At 68.1% G+C, this 13,123-nt stretch carries 11 protein-coding genes; 8 read left to right on the top strand and 3 right to left on the bottom strand.

The genetic code is table 11. The features are described from left to right. Positions 1-419 precede the first annotated feature (419 nt). Together AB0F51_RS35930 and AB0F51_RS35925 are read right to left on the bottom strand one after the other, a co-directional pair. A complete protein-coding gene (locus AB0F51_RS35930) occupies positions 420-1,010 on the bottom strand; it encodes a hypothetical protein (protein ID WP_360287601.1) in 591 nt (196 codons plus the stop codon). 537 nt (positions 1,011-1,547) lie between these two features. Then, entirely contained in the window at positions 1,548-2,513 is a 966-nt protein-coding gene (locus AB0F51_RS35925; RefSeq protein WP_360287599.1) for an EamA family transporter, read from the bottom strand. A gap of 614 nt (positions 2,514-3,127) precedes the next feature. Between AB0F51_RS35925 and pdhA the strand changes: the two genes are divergently transcribed. From pdhA to AB0F51_RS35910, 3 genes are read left to right on the top strand one after another with little or no spacing between them, the layout of a single operon-like run. Next, positions 3,128-4,288 (top strand): pyruvate dehydrogenase (acetyl-transferring) E1 component subunit alpha, encoded by a 1,161-nt coding sequence (gene pdhA, locus AB0F51_RS35920; RefSeq protein ID WP_360287597.1) that lies wholly within the window; start codon positions 3,128-3,130, stop codon positions 4,286-4,288. 1 nt (position 4,289) lies between these two features. Beyond that, positions 4,290-5,267, top strand: a complete 978-nt coding sequence (locus tag AB0F51_RS35915) for an alpha-ketoacid dehydrogenase subunit beta (RefSeq protein ID WP_360287596.1) — start codon at positions 4,290-4,292, stop codon at positions 5,265-5,267. Next, the gene (locus AB0F51_RS35910) at positions 5,267-6,634 is read left to right on the top strand and encodes a dihydrolipoamide acetyltransferase family protein (RefSeq protein WP_360287594.1); all 1,368 of its coding nucleotides are present in this window, start codon (positions 5,267-5,269) and stop codon (positions 6,632-6,634) included. The genes AB0F51_RS35915 and AB0F51_RS35910 overlap by 1 nt, the downstream gene beginning before the upstream one ends. Positions 6,635-6,763: 129 nt before the next feature. Here the strand turns inward: AB0F51_RS35910 and AB0F51_RS35905 are convergent, their stop codons facing one another. Further along, positions 6,764-8,218, bottom strand: coding sequence for a S8 family serine peptidase (locus tag AB0F51_RS35905; RefSeq protein ID WP_360287592.1), 1,455 nt, complete (start codon positions 8,216-8,218; stop codon positions 6,764-6,766). Between the two features lie 208 nt (positions 8,219-8,426). Between AB0F51_RS35905 and AB0F51_RS35900 the strand changes: the two genes are divergently transcribed. The 5 genes from AB0F51_RS35900 (at position 8,427) to AB0F51_RS35880 (ending at position 13,120) form a co-directional block, all read left to right on the top strand. Further along, on the top strand, positions 8,427-9,173 hold the full coding sequence (locus AB0F51_RS35900) for a GntR family transcriptional regulator (protein WP_360287590.1): 747 nt from the start codon (positions 8,427-8,429) through the stop codon (positions 9,171-9,173). Then, complete coding sequence (locus AB0F51_RS35895; protein WP_360287588.1) at positions 9,170-10,513, top strand: MFS transporter; 1,344 nt, start codon at positions 9,170-9,172, stop codon at positions 10,511-10,513. Before AB0F51_RS35900 ends, AB0F51_RS35895 begins: the two co-directional genes overlap by 4 nt. Before the next feature lie 104 nt (positions 10,514-10,617). Continuing rightward, positions 10,618-11,604 (top strand): ATP-binding cassette domain-containing protein, encoded by a 987-nt coding sequence (locus AB0F51_RS35890; protein WP_360287586.1) that lies wholly within the window; start codon positions 10,618-10,620, stop codon positions 11,602-11,604. Beyond that, positions 11,601-12,419 carry an ABC transporter permease gene (locus AB0F51_RS35885; protein WP_360287584.1) on the top strand — a complete coding sequence of 273 codons (819 nt, stop codon included), beginning with the start codon at positions 11,601-11,603 and terminating at the stop codon, positions 12,417-12,419. The genes AB0F51_RS35890 and AB0F51_RS35885 overlap by 4 nt, the downstream gene beginning before the upstream one ends. Positions 12,420-12,493: 74 nt before the next feature. After that, on the top strand, positions 12,494-13,120 hold the full coding sequence (locus tag AB0F51_RS35880; protein ID WP_360287582.1) for a TetR/AcrR family transcriptional regulator: 627 nt from the start codon (positions 12,494-12,496) through the stop codon (positions 13,118-13,120). Positions 13,121-13,123: the final 3 nt, after the last annotated feature.

Below are 13,123 nucleotides of genomic sequence, written 5' to 3'. Positions count from 1 at the left end.
GCCCCGAACTGCCTGCCGTCCCCGACCTGTGGCTGCCGGCCTGCCTGCCCCCGAGGCGGCAACTGCCTGCCGGTGACCTGACGGCGGACCGCAGGCACAAGCGGGACCAGCCGAAATCCGCCGAGTCCCGCGTGCGAAGCAAGCCGAAACTGCCCGGCCAGGCTCCACTGGGGCGAGCAGCCCGGGCCGGCTGGGACCCGGGCAAACGAAACCGCCCGGCCCTCGGCTGGGACCGGGGCCGGGCGGGGTGGTGCGGGAGATGTGGTGTGGGCCGGGGGAGCCATCCTGGGCCCACGAAGAAGCGGCACCGGGAAGGAGTGAGGCTTGCTTCCCGATGCCGCTTCGAGGTGTTGCTACCGGGTGATCACCCCACCGAGGTGATCGTTCCGGTGTCCATCACCACTGACCAGGGAGGGCGGTCAGTGCGTGTTGGCGGCCGACTCCTGCTCGCAGGTCTTCAGCACGTCGACCGAGTTCTTGTAGTTCGTGAGACCCAGGATCGCCGCGATGTCGTTGATCGGGACCTGGCCGCCAACGGCGTTGATCGGGATGTCGTTGTGGCACGCCTGGAACGGGCCCACGTTGGTGTCGGCAACCTCGACGAGGCCGCCGTCGTTGACGCGGTACCACTTGCCGTGGGTGTTCGCCTTCGACTCCTGCTCGCAGGTCTTGACCGCGGTCACCGAGTTGCCGGCGTTGCTCAGACCAACGATGCCGGTGATGTCGTTGACGGGCACCTGGCCGCCGACGGCGTTGATCGGAACGTTGTTGTGGCAGGCCTGGAACGGGCCGAGGTTGGTGTCCGTGATGGAGACCAGGGAGCCGTTACCGTGCACCCAGTACCAGTGCTTGCCGCCCTTGGCGTAGCCCTTCACCGCGCTGGCGTCGGTCAGGCCGCCGGTCGCCTTGGTGCTGTCGTCGATCATGTTCGCGCTGACGACGGTGGCCAGGCCCAGCGTGGCAACGGTCGCCACTGCCGCTGCAGCGGCGATCTTGCGTGTTACCTGCATTATGCGAGGTTTCCTTTCGGGTATGACGGATTCGTCTTAGTGGGTAACGACGGGTGCTGGGGCGGGTTACAGAATTCTTCGATCGTTTTTTGGTTGAGGCGGGAATCCCCGGGTAGGGCATAGCCGGCGAGTGATGAGTTCGCTGCCGTGGCAACAATCTGTCTCTGACCAGGCAACTTGTCGCCCAGGAGGGTCGTGCGGCGGCTCAGCGGACGTGAAGACAATTCGCTTCCGGCAACCCGTAACCGATCAGCCGTTTGGTCGTTGTCTGATCGCGGGCGCACGGCTGCTCGTCTTTCATGGGGTATTTTCGCCTGTCTCGGTGGTCGGCGAAATGGCATTACCATGAGGAAACGGATTGTCACGCACCATTGCCGAAGTTTCGCGCCGTGTTTTTTTCGGGGCACGGCGCTGGGCCGGCAACTCGGACCCGCTGCCGCGCGCATCGGCAGCGGTGGGAGACCCGGGCACCCCATGGGAGCCCGGGTCTTTCCCTTTGTGCAGGACCGGCCGGTCAGGCCGTCCAGTCGGGTCCGGTCAGACCGTACGGCGGCGTTCGGCGCTGACCACCAGCGCGACGCCCAGGACGACGATCGCTCCGCCGATCAGGATCCTGCCCGTGATCGGCTCGCTCAGGATCAGCCAGCCGAGGAACACCGCCACCACCGGGTTCACATAGGCATAGGTACCGATCAGCGAGATCGGGGCGTTCGCGAGCAGGTAGGAGTAGGCCGAGTAGGCGAGCAGTGAGCCGAAGACGACCAGGTAGGCCAGCGCGATCCAGCCCTTCGGCTCGACCTCACTGAGGTGCAGCCGCGCCGGTTCACCGCTCAGTACGCCGAGCAGCACCATGACGGAGCCGCCGATCGCCATCTCGTACAGAGTCGCCACCAAGGGATCCTTGGGCAGGCCGAGTCGCGGGGAGAAGCGGGAGCCGGCCGCCCAGCTGATCGTGCCGAGGACGAGGATCGCGACCGAGATCGGCTTGGCGCTGGTGTCGCCGCTGGACGCTGCGAGCAGGGCCGCCCCGCCGAAGCCGATCAGTACGCCGAGCCAGGTCAGCGGTCGCGGCCGTTCTCCGCCGCCGACCCGTAGGAGCATCAGCCAGAGCGGTACGGCGGCGATCAGCAGCGCGGCCAGACCGGACGGCACGGTCTTCTCCGCGACGGCGACCGCACCGTTGCCAAAGGCAAGCAGAAGGAGGCCGACAACGCCGGCGCCGAGCAGCTCGCGGGCGGTGACGCGGAGCCTGCGGACACCTGAGCGCAGGGCGAGGAAGGCGGCCAGCAGCGTGGCGGCGAGCAGGAAGCGGGTGGCCATCCCGAGCATCGGCGGGATGTCCGCCTCGATCACGATCCGGATGAAGAGGTAGGTCGAGCCCCAGACGAGGTAGACCACCGCGAGCGCCGACCAGATCATCGCGCTGGAAGCCGCCGGGCGCGGGCCGGCCTCGGGCAGTGCTTGCGCGGGGGCGGCGGCCATCGCGGGTCCTCCAGCTGTCATGGGTGAAATGCAATAACAGTGCTGACGTTAACGGTGCTGTCGAGGCCTCCACAAGGGACTTTCCGCCCTCCGAACGCCGAGATCCGGCCAGTCACCTGATCGCCGGCGGCCGACTCCGTCCTCGGCCTTCACGCATACAACGGATCGGCCTGCCCATACGTGAGGGTGGCTCGCTGTCCATGACGAGGAGAACACTCCGGGTGACAGTGAGCGGACGGGACCAGTTCCGAACTGGTACGCCGTCAGGATTTGCCCCGATCGGTATCGGGTTGTGACACAGATCGCACGGATCCCCCAACGGTGTTACATCGACGGGATTCAGGCGTGCGACCGGGGTGCGAGGTGACCAGTGGGCGGACTGGTGTCTCAGCGCGAGACGCCATTCGGTACCGGCGTACAAGTCGGCGTCCAGACAGTTAGCGGATCAGCAACCTGCTGGGTACGGTGTCCGGCAAGATGGGCAGTGGTACCAGTGAGGAGGTTCACTGCCGAGCGGTGTGCATCAACCTGGATCCACGCGGTCCCGCCTGCGAAGCCTCACCCGGCTGGCTGGGCCGGGGCCCCGTGCAATGTTGCGGTCGCGGCGATCCCGCGCTCGAACCCGAGGAGTGCATGTGAGTGAGTCGGAGCCGGGCCCTGCCCCGGAAGTGTTCGCGCCCGTCAAGGCGCCGGTCAGTCCCACCCAGGCCTCCGAGGAGGTCGAGTTCGTCCAGCTGCTGACGCCGGAAGGTGAACGCGTCGAGCACCCGGACTACTCGTTCGACCTCGACGACGAGGCGATCAAGGGCTTCTACCGGGACATGGTCATGGTTCGCCGCATCGACACAGAGGCGACCGCCCTGCAACGCCAGGGGGAGCTCGGCCTGTGGGCCTCCCTGCTCGGCCAGGAGGCCGCGCAGATCGGCTCCGGCCGCGCCCTGAACGAGAACGACATGGTCTTCCCGACCTACCGCGAGCACGGCGTCGCCTGGTGCAAGGGCGTCAACCCGCTCAACCTGCTCGGCCTGTTTCGCGGCGTCGACCAGGGAGCCTGGGACCCGCGTGACAACAACTTCCACCTCTACACGATCGTGATCGGCGCTCAGACGCTGCACGCGACCGGGTACGCGATGGGCCAGCAGCGCGACCACGCCGTCGGCGACGAGAACGGCGAGGCGACGATCGCGTACTTCGGCGACGGCGCCAGCAGCCAGGGCGACGTGAATGAGGCGTTCATCTACGCCTCGGTCTTCAACGCACCGGTCGTCTTCTTCTGCCAGAACAACCAGTGGGCCATCTCGGAGCCGATCGACAGGCAGACCCGGATCCCGCTGTACCAGCGCGCGGCCGGCTTCGGCTTCCCCGGTGTCCGCGTCGACGGCAACGACGTACTGGCCACGTACGCCGTCACCCAGCAGGCCCTGAAGCGCGCTCGCGAGGGCAGCGGCCCGACCCTGGTCGAGGCCTACACCTACCGGATGGGCGCCCACACCACGTCCGACGACCCGACGAAGTACCGGCTGTCGGAGGACCTGGAGTACTGGAAGCTGAAGGACCCGATCGAGCGGGTGAAGGCCTACCTGGCCCGGTCGATCGGGGTCGAGCACGAGTTCTTCGAGCAGATCGAGGCCGAGGCCGACCAGGTCGCCGCCACCCTGCGGGCGGGCTGCCTGGCGATGCCCGACCCGAAGATGACGGACTTCTTCGAGCACGCGTACGTCGAGAAGACCCCGCAACTGGTCGAGCAGCAGGCGCAGTACAACGCCTATGCCGCCTCTTTCGAAGGGGAGCACTGAGATGGCGAAGATCAGCCTGGGCAAGGGCATCAACGCGGGCCTGCGGGCCGCGATGGAGAAGGACCCCAAGGTCCTCATCATGGGTGAGGACATCGGCAAGCTCGGCGGCGTCTTCCGGGTCACCGAGGGCCTGCAGAAGGACTTCGGCGAGGACCGGGTGATCGACACCCCGCTGGCCGAGTCCGGCATCATCGGCACCGCGGTCGGCCTGGCGCTGCGCGGGTACCGGCCGGTCTGCGAGATCCAGTTCGACGGGTTCGTCTTCCCGGCGTACGACCAGATCATCAACCAGGTCGCCAAGATGCACTACCGGTCGATGGGCAAGCTGCGGATGCCGATCGTGATCCGCATCCCGTTCGGCGGCGGCATCGGCGCGGTCGAGCACCACTCGGAGTCGCCGGAGACGCTGTTCGCGCACGTCGCCGGCCTCAAGGTGGTCGCCTGCAGCGAGCCGGTCGACGCGTACTGGATGATCCAGCAGGCGATCGCGACCGACGACCCGGTGGTGTTCTTCGAGCCGAAGCGCCGGTACCACGAGAAGGCGGAGCTGGACGAGAACGCCGGACCGCAGTACCCGCTGTTCAAGGCGAAGGTGGTCCGCGAGGGCACCGACGCGACACTGTTCTGTTACGGCCCGATGGTGAAGACCTGTCTGCAGGCGGCCGAGGCGGCGCTCGAGGACGGGCGCAACCTGGAGGTCGTCGACCTGCGCTCGATCTCGCCGCTGGACCTGGAGACGGTCTTCGCGTCGGTCAAGAAGACCCGTCGCGCGGTCGTCGTGCACGAGGCGCCGCTGTCGCTCGGCCCGGGCTCGGAGCTGGCCGCGCGGGTGACCGAGGAGTGCTTCTACCACCTCGAGGCGCCCGTGCTGCGGGTCACCGGTTTCGACACTCCTTATCCGCCGTCGCGGATGGAGGAGGAGTACCTGCCCGACCTGGACCGGGTGCTCGACGCTGTCGACCGGGTGATGGGGTACTGATGGGCATCCAGCAGTTCCGCCTCCCCGACGTGGGAGAAGGCCTGGTCGAGGCCGAGATCGTCAGCTGGAAGGTCAAGCCCGGCGACACGGTCAAGCTGAACGACACGGTCGTCGAGATCGAGACGGCGAAGTCACTGGTCGAGCTGCCGGTCCCGTACGCCGGGGTCGTCACCGAGCTGCTCGTCCCCGAGGGCGAGACCGTCCCGGTCGGTACGCCGATCATCGCGGTCCAGACCGGCGAACCCACCCCCGGCGACCTCACCCCACCGGTCACCGAGGGCACCCCGAAGGAAGACCTCGTCCCCTCCATCCCCGGCGAGGAAGCGCGCACCCCCAACCTCGTCGGCTACGGCCCCCGAGCCACAGAAGCCAAACGCCGCCCCCGCAAAACAGCCGGTTCTGAGGCTGTTGCTCAGGCAGCACCCGCAGTAGCCGAACCGGTCGCGCCGGCTCCTGCTCCTGCTCCCGCCGAGGTTGCCGAAGGCGACGAGGCGGGGAAGGTGCATGTGCTGGCTAAGCCGCCGGTGCGGAAGTTGGCGAAGGATCTGGGGATTGATCTGGCGCAGGTGACCGCGACCGGGCCGGGTGGGGTGATTACTCGGGCTGATGTGGAGAACCACACGGCGGCTGCGACCGCTCCGGCGCAGGTTGCTCCGGTGGTGAGTGCGCAGGGTGACACCCGGATTCCGATCAAGGGTGTGGTGAAGGTGATGGCGCAGGCGATGGTGAGCAGTGCGTTCACCGCGCCGCACGTGACCGAGTGGATCACCGTCGACGTCAGCGCCACGATGGAGCTGGTCGAGCGGCTGAAGAAGGACAAGGCGTTCCGCGATCTGCGGGTCTCGCCGTTGCTGATCGTGGCGAAGGCGGTGACGCTGGCGGCCCGGCGTACGCCGATCATCAACGCGACCTGGGACGAGGCGAACCAGGAGATCGTGATCAAGGGGTCGGTCAACCTCGGGATCGCCGCGGCCACCCCGCGCGGGCTGATCGTGCCGAACATCAAGTCGGCCGACTCGCTCACCCTGCCCGAGCTGTGCGGCGCCCTGAACGACCTGGTCGCCACCGCCCGCGAGGGCAAGACCTCCCCGGCCGACCAGGCGGGCGGCTCGTTCACGATCACCAACGTCGGCGTCTTCGGCGTCGACGCCGGTACGCCGATCATCAACCCGGGCGAATCCGCGATCCTCGCCTTCGGTGCGGTGCGCAAGCAGCCCTGGGTGGTGGACGACGAGATCGTGCCGCGCTGGATCACCACGCTGGCGCTGTCCTTCGACCACCGGCTGATCGACGGCGAGAAGGGTTCCACCTTCCTCGCCGACGTGGCCTCCATCCTCGAGGACCCGGCCCGCGCGCTGATGTTCTGAGCAACAAGACAAAAGGAGAGAGGGGATCCCGGGCGGGGGATCCCCTCTCTCTGTCTTGGATACTTCTCCCACCGCACCGCCCCGGTCAGGCTGTGCGGCCGGGCCCTCAGCCGAGGGCCCGGTCCGTCGTCACCAGCGCTTGACGCCGTCCAGCGCGTCGACGAGGCCCTCACCGAAGAAGGCGTTGTTCGCGGTGGTGCCGGTGCACCGGGCGTCCACGACGGCCGGGCACGCCTGGTCGTCGGCGTCGACCCGCAGCGCCTGCTCGATCTCGGCCGGCTTCAGCCACGGGCGGGACGACTTGATCAGCGCGGCCACACCGGCGACGTGCGGCGACGCCATCGACGTACCGCTCTTCAGGCCGTACTTGCCACCGGGGATGGTGGACAGGATCCGGCTGCCCGGCGCGGCCACGTCGATCTTGTTCAGACCGAAGTTGGAGAAGCCGCTCCGCTCCTTGGTCTGGGTGGTGCTGGCCACCGTGAGCACGCCCGGCAGCTCGGTCGGGATGTCCAGGCAGTCGTTGTTGATGGTCCGGGTCACCGGGGTGGTGTCGTTCGGGCTGCCGGTGTCGGTGGTCTTGTTGGCCAGGTCGTAGTTCGAGTTGCCGGCCGCCGCGACGGACAGCACGCCCTTCTTGGTGGCGAAGGCCACGGCCCGGCGGACCGACTCCTGGACCGCGCCCTGGTCAGCGTTGTCGTCGCACCAGAATTCCCACGGGTCGATGAAGTAGCTGTGGTTGGTCACGTCCATCTTGTGCTCGGCGGCCCAGACGAACCCGCAGATCGCGTACTCCGGGTAGATGAAGCCGTCGTCGTTCACGACCTTCACCGAGGCGATCCGGACACCGGGGGCGACTCCGACGATGCCGACGCCGTTGCGGGCGGCGGCGATGGTGCCGGCGACGTGGGTGCCGTGGTCGCTGGTGGTCGGTCGCCACCCGCCCGGCGTGGTGTCCGGTACGCCGTTGTTGTTGCAGTTGACCGAGTTGGCCGCGTCGAAGTTCGGCGCGAGGTCCGGGTGGGTGTCGTCGACACCGCTGTCGTTGACGCCGACCAGCACCTTCTTCGACCCGTCGGTCTGCAGGTGGGCCTGGTCCGCCTTGATCTGGACCATGTCCCACTGCTCGCCCTCACGCGGGTCGAGCGCAGGGGTGGACTCGTTGGCCGCCAGGCCCTTGGCCGCCGCGGGCTTGGCGGCCGCGCCGACCGGGCCTTCCTTGACGGCCGCGGTGCGGGTGGCGCCGACCGACTGGATGCTCTTGCCGTTCTTGCCGAGCCGGACGTCGGTCCGGAACGTCGAGCTGGTCGACTGCGCGATGACGACGCCGAGGTCGTCGTACGACTTGACCACGGTGCCGCCGGCGGCCTTGATGGCCGCTTCGGCGCGGTCGACGTGGATCGGCACGGGCTTGGTGTTGACGACGTAGTTCATCAGGATCCCCGGCTCGGCCGCGGAGGCGGCGGAAGCGGACGGGGACAGCGGGACGGCGTGGGCGGCGGTGACGCTGCCGGCACCGGCGAAGGCCAGGGCCGCGACGGCCAGGCCGGCGCTCAGTCGACGGGTACGCGAGCTGGGGGACAAGACGATCTCCTCGGAAGGGCGGCTGGACGGAAACCCTGGCCAGACTCTAGAACGCATCGCCCCGTCAAAGGACTAGCTGTGGACAAGACACGGGAAACCCTGCGTTGGCGGCCTAGCTGTCCACAACTCCCCACATCTGTGCACAAGCCTGTGGATAACTGGGTCTCACCACCTTGTGTGTAAGATAGATACAACAGAGATACGTGATGTGAGGGGTGTAGTGGGTAGCGGGGCAGCCGACGAAGATCCGGCGAGTGGTTTGGTACTGGGTGAAGAGACGACAGAAATCGCGCGGATCGTCGCGGACGCCGGGCCGGGGGTGGAGAAGATCCCGGCGGCGGAGCGCGTCTACGCGTACGTGAAAGCAGCGATCCTCGACCGGGTCTATCCCGGCAACGAGCTGCTGACCGAGGGGGAGCTGGCGACCGCGGTCGGAGTTTCCCGTACTCCGGTCCGAGAGGCCCTGCTCCGGCTGGAAGAGTCCGGCCTGGTCAAGCTCTATCCGAAGAAGGGCGCGCTCGTCCTGCCGGTGCTGGCGCAGGAGGTCAACGACGTCCTGGAGGCCCGCGAGCTGATCGAGACGCACGCCGCCGCGAAGGTCTGGCCGCGCCGCAAGCAGCTGGCCGAGAAGCTGGTCCCGCTCGTCCAGGAGATGCGCAAGCACCGCAAGGCCGGTGACGCGAAGAGCTTCCTGGAGGCCGACCGCGCCTTCCACGAGGCGATTGTCGGTGCCGCGGGCAACCAGATCCTGGCCAAGCTCTACAACAGCCTGCGCGACCGGCAGGTCCGGATGGGCGTGCCCGGGATCGAGATGCAGCCGGCCAGGATGGACAAGTCCATCGCCGCGCACCAGGAAATGATCGATGCCCTGGGCAGCAACAGCGTCAAGCGCTTCCGCGAGCTCGTCATCGACCACATCCACGTCGCCGCGACGGATCTGCGGGGCGGGCAGTGACCGAACTCCTCTTCCCCCTGGGCGGTCGGCGAGCCTGGGCGGTGTGGGCCACTGCTGTCTTCACCTACCTGGTGACGGTGCTGCACCGCGGCTCGATGAGCGTCGCCGGTCTGCAGGCGGCCGAGCGGTTCGACATCTCCGCCTCCGCGCTGGCCAGCTTCACCGTCGTCCAGTTGACCGTGTACGCCGCGATGCAGGTGCCCGTCGGCATCCTGCTGGACCGCTATGGCTCGAAGCGTCTGCTGATCGCCGCATCGCTTCTCCTGTTCGTTGCCCAGTCGGCCTTCAGCGTGGTCGACTCCTACCCGGCCGCCCTGGCTGCCCGGGCAATCCTCGGTATCGGTGACGCGCTCGTCTTCATCAGCGTGCTCCGCGTTGTGATGTCCTGGTTCCCCGCGCTCAAGCAGCCGGTGATGTCGCAGGTGACCGGAATGCTCGGCGGCCTCGGCGCGATCGTGTCGACGGTGCCGATGGCGGCAGCGTTCCACGCCTTCGGCTGGACGCCCACCTTCGCCGCCGCGAGCGTACTCAGCCTGGCAGCCGGCGCGGCCGTCCTCTTCCTCCTGAAGGACAGCCCGTACGACGAACCGCCCCGTCGCGCGAAGCAGCCGTTGTCGGTGGTCCGCCAGAACCTTCGCCGGGCCTGGAAGGAGCCGGGCACCCGCCTCGGCCTGTGGACCCACTTCACCACCAGCTTCTCCGGTGGCACGTTCGGCCTGCTCTGGGGCTACCCGTTCCTGGTCCAGGGTCAGGGCGTCGCGCCGACCACGGCAGCGGCGATGCTCGTGCTGCCAGTACTGGCCGGGTTCTGTTACGGCCCGCTTGTCGGCCGGTACGCCGCGAAGTTCCCCTTCTACCGGTCCTGGATCGTGCTGGCCGTGATCGCCGGTTCGGTGCTGATGTGGACGGTCGTGCTCGCCTGGCCGGGTCGTGCTCCGATGCCGGTGCTGCTCCTGCTGATCGTCGTACAGGCCGCTGGTGGTCCGGGGTCGATGCTGGGGCTGGACTATGCGCGGACCTTCAATCCCACCACCCGGTTCGGGGCCGCGAACGGGATGGTCAACACCGGTGGCTTCATCGCGATGCTGATCTGTATCGGGATGATCGGGATCCTGCTGGACGCATCGTCCGGGGGAGCGGCGCAGACGCTCGGTGACTTCAAGACGGCCCTGGCCTTCCAGTACGTGCTGTGGACGATCGGGACCATCCAGATCCTGCGCTACCGCCGCCGGGCGCGCGCGACGCTCGCCCGGTACAACCCGGAGATCTACGAGGCGCTCCGGGCCAACCAGATCGTCCCGCTCAAGGCCGACACCGGCGAGTTCGCCCGCCAGCGCTGAGCCGGCCTGAGCAGGCCCTGGCACGGGCTGCCAGCCCGGTGCCAGGGCGGTGCCAGCGCGGACGCGCACGGTTGTTCCCAGTAACAGTCAGCTGGGAGGAACCAATGTCCACAACGAACCAGGTCGCCATTTCGGCCGAGGGTCTGGTCAAGAAATACGGCAGTACCACCGCGCTGGACGGCGTGGACCTGACCGTGCCGGCCGGAACCGTGCTCGGCGTCCTCGGCCCGAACGGCGCCGGTAAGACCACCGCCGTCCGCATCCTCGGCACGCTGCTGCGGCCGGACGCCGGGCACGCCACCGTCGGCGGGTACGACGTCGTCCGGGAGGCGCCGCGGGTCCGGGAGATCATCGGCCTGACCGGGCAGTACGCCTCGGTCGACGAAGACATGTCCGGGCGGCGCAACCTGGCCATGATCGGCCGGCTGCTCGGCATGTCGCGGGTGCAGGCGAAGTCCCGCGCCGACGAACTGCTGGAGCGCTTCGAGCTGTCCGGCGCAGGGGACCGGATCGCCAAGACGTACTCCGGCGGCATGCGCCGGCGACTCGACCTGGCCGCCAGCCTGGTCGGCAACCCGAGCATCCTCTACCTGGACGAGCCGACCACCGGCCTCGATCCGCACGCCCGCAACGGCGTCTGGGACACCGTCCGCAACCTGGTGCTCGACGGTACGACGGTGCTGCTGACCACGCAGTACCTGGAAGAGGCCGATGCGCTGGCCGACTCGATCATGGTGTTCGACAAGGGCAAGGTGGTCGCCGAGGGGCGGCCGGCCGAGCTCAAGGCGCAGGCGGGCAGGCAGTCGCTCGACGTCCGCCCGGCCGAGCCGGGTCACCTCGAGCGGGTGGCCGCAATCGTCGCAGAAGCGGTCGGTACCCGGCCGACGGTCGACGTCGTGAACGCGCTGGTGAGTGTGCCGGTCTCCGACGGCACGTCGATGCCGGTGGTGGTCCGCCGCCTCGACGAGGCCGGGATCGCGGTCACCGAACTCGCCCTGCGGCTGCCCAGCCTGGACGAGGTCTTCCTCGCGCTGACCGGGCACACCGCCGAAGAACAGAACAACGCCGTCCTGGAAGGAGTGGGCCGATGAGCACCGCGACTTTGGAAACCCCCGCGGCACATGCCGCCCGCCGCAACCGCCCGTTCGCCTGGGTGGAGCAGAGCCTCACGCTTGCCTGGCGCAACATCGTCCGGATCCGGCAGAACCCGGAAGCGCTGGCGGACGTGACGTTCCAGCCGATCATCTTCCTGGTGCTGTTCCTGTTCGTCTTCGGTGGAGCGGTTGCCCAGGGTGGCACCTGGCGCGACTATCTGCCGTTCCTGCTGCCCGGCTTGCTCGTCCAGACGGTCGTCTTCTCCACGATGGGCACCGGAGTGGCGCTGAACGACGACTTCGCGAAGGGCGTCTTCGACCGGTTCCGGAGCCTGCCGATCGCGCGGGTCGCCCCGCTGATCGGTGCGGTGCTGGGCGACGCGGTGCGGTACACGCTGTCGATCGTGATCCTGATGACCACCGGGTTCGTGCTCGGCTTCCGGTTCGGCAACGGCATCGGCAACGGGTTGCTGGCCTGCCTGATCGTGCTGGCGTTCGCCTTGTCGCTGTGCTGGATCTGGGTCTGGCTCGGGCTCAAGCTGAAGACCGCGCAGGGCGTGCAGGGCATCGCCTTCCTGGTGATGTTCCCGCTGACCTTCGGCAGCAACGTGTTCGTCCAGACCGACACGCTGCCCGGCTTCCTGCAGGCGTTCGTGAACGTCAACCCGGTGAAGTACCTGGTCGACACGATGCGCGGCCTGATGCTCGGCGGCGAGGTGCAGAAACCGTTGCTGATCACGCTGGCCTGGATGGTCGGCCTGGTCGCGGTCTTCGCCCCGCTGGCCATCCGCGCCTACCGGCAGCGGACCTGATAATCGCGGTACGGCGGCCCGCTGTCTGACTAAGATGACAAGGGTTCACGCACGGGGTATCGACAAGAGGTGCAATGAGCGAACCCTCCGTACGCCGTTACTCCGGACGATCGGTCGAGGAGTGGAAGGCGGCGCGACGGGAGCGGCTGCTGGAAGCCGCGCTGGAGCTGTTCGGGACCGACGGTTACCCCGCGACCTCGGTGGAACGCCTGTGTGCGCTGGCGAAAGTGTCGACCCGGCACTTCTACCACGAGTTCCAGAACAAGGAAGCCGTGCTGCTGGCGGTGCACGCCCAGGTGATCGAGCTGGCGCTGCGCGGTACCGGTGAGGCGCTCGCGGCGACCGCCGAGGCGCCGGTCCAGGAGCGGATCGTGGCGGCGGTCGACGGGTATCTGCGGACCATCATGACCGACCTGCGCCGGGCCCGGATCTCGTTCGTCGAGGTGGTCGGCGCGAGTCCCGCGGTGGAGGAGCAGCGGATCGCCTTCCGCGAGCTGCTGATCTCCAGCGTCGTCGGGGTCGGCGAGGCGGCGGTCGAGCGGGGCGAGCTGGCCCGCAAGGACTTCCGCTTCGTCGGCCTGTGCTTCATCGGCGCGGTCAACACCGTCGTCTACGACTGGATGCTGACCGAGCCGCGGCCGCCGGAGCAGCAGGTGCAGAGCGCCCTCCGCGACCTCGCCGTCTCCCTCATGCTGAAGTGAGCC

Source organism: Kribbella sp. NPDC023855, from assembly GCF_040639475.1.
Lineage (GTDB): Bacteria > Actinomycetota > Actinomycetes > Propionibacteriales > Kribbellaceae > Kribbella.
The sequence above is the reverse complement of the archived record's forward strand: the minus strand, read 5'-3'. Positions and strand labels throughout refer to the sequence as shown.

Coding starts and splice junctions, on each gene's coding strand:
- AB0F51_RS35930 (WP_360287601.1), bottom strand. CDS start 1,010: ATGCAGGTAACACGCAAGATCGCCGCTGCAGCGGCAGTGGCGACCGTT.
- AB0F51_RS35925 (WP_360287599.1), bottom strand. CDS start 2,513: ATGACAGCTGGAGGACCCGCGATGGCCGCCGCCCCCGCGCAAGCACTG.
- AB0F51_RS35915 (WP_360287596.1), top strand. CDS start 4,290: ATGGCGAAGATCAGCCTGGGCAAGGGCATCAACGCGGGCCTGCGGGCC.
- AB0F51_RS35910 (WP_360287594.1), top strand. CDS start 5,267: ATGGGCATCCAGCAGTTCCGCCTCCCCGACGTGGGAGAAGGCCTGGTC.
- AB0F51_RS35890 (WP_360287586.1), top strand. CDS start 10,618: ATGTCCACAACGAACCAGGTCGCCATTTCGGCCGAGGGTCTGGTCAAG.
- AB0F51_RS35885 (WP_360287584.1), top strand. CDS start 11,601: ATGAGCACCGCGACTTTGGAAACCCCCGCGGCACATGCCGCCCGCCGC.
- AB0F51_RS35880 (WP_360287582.1), top strand. CDS start 12,494: ATGAGCGAACCCTCCGTACGCCGTTACTCCGGACGATCGGTCGAGGAG.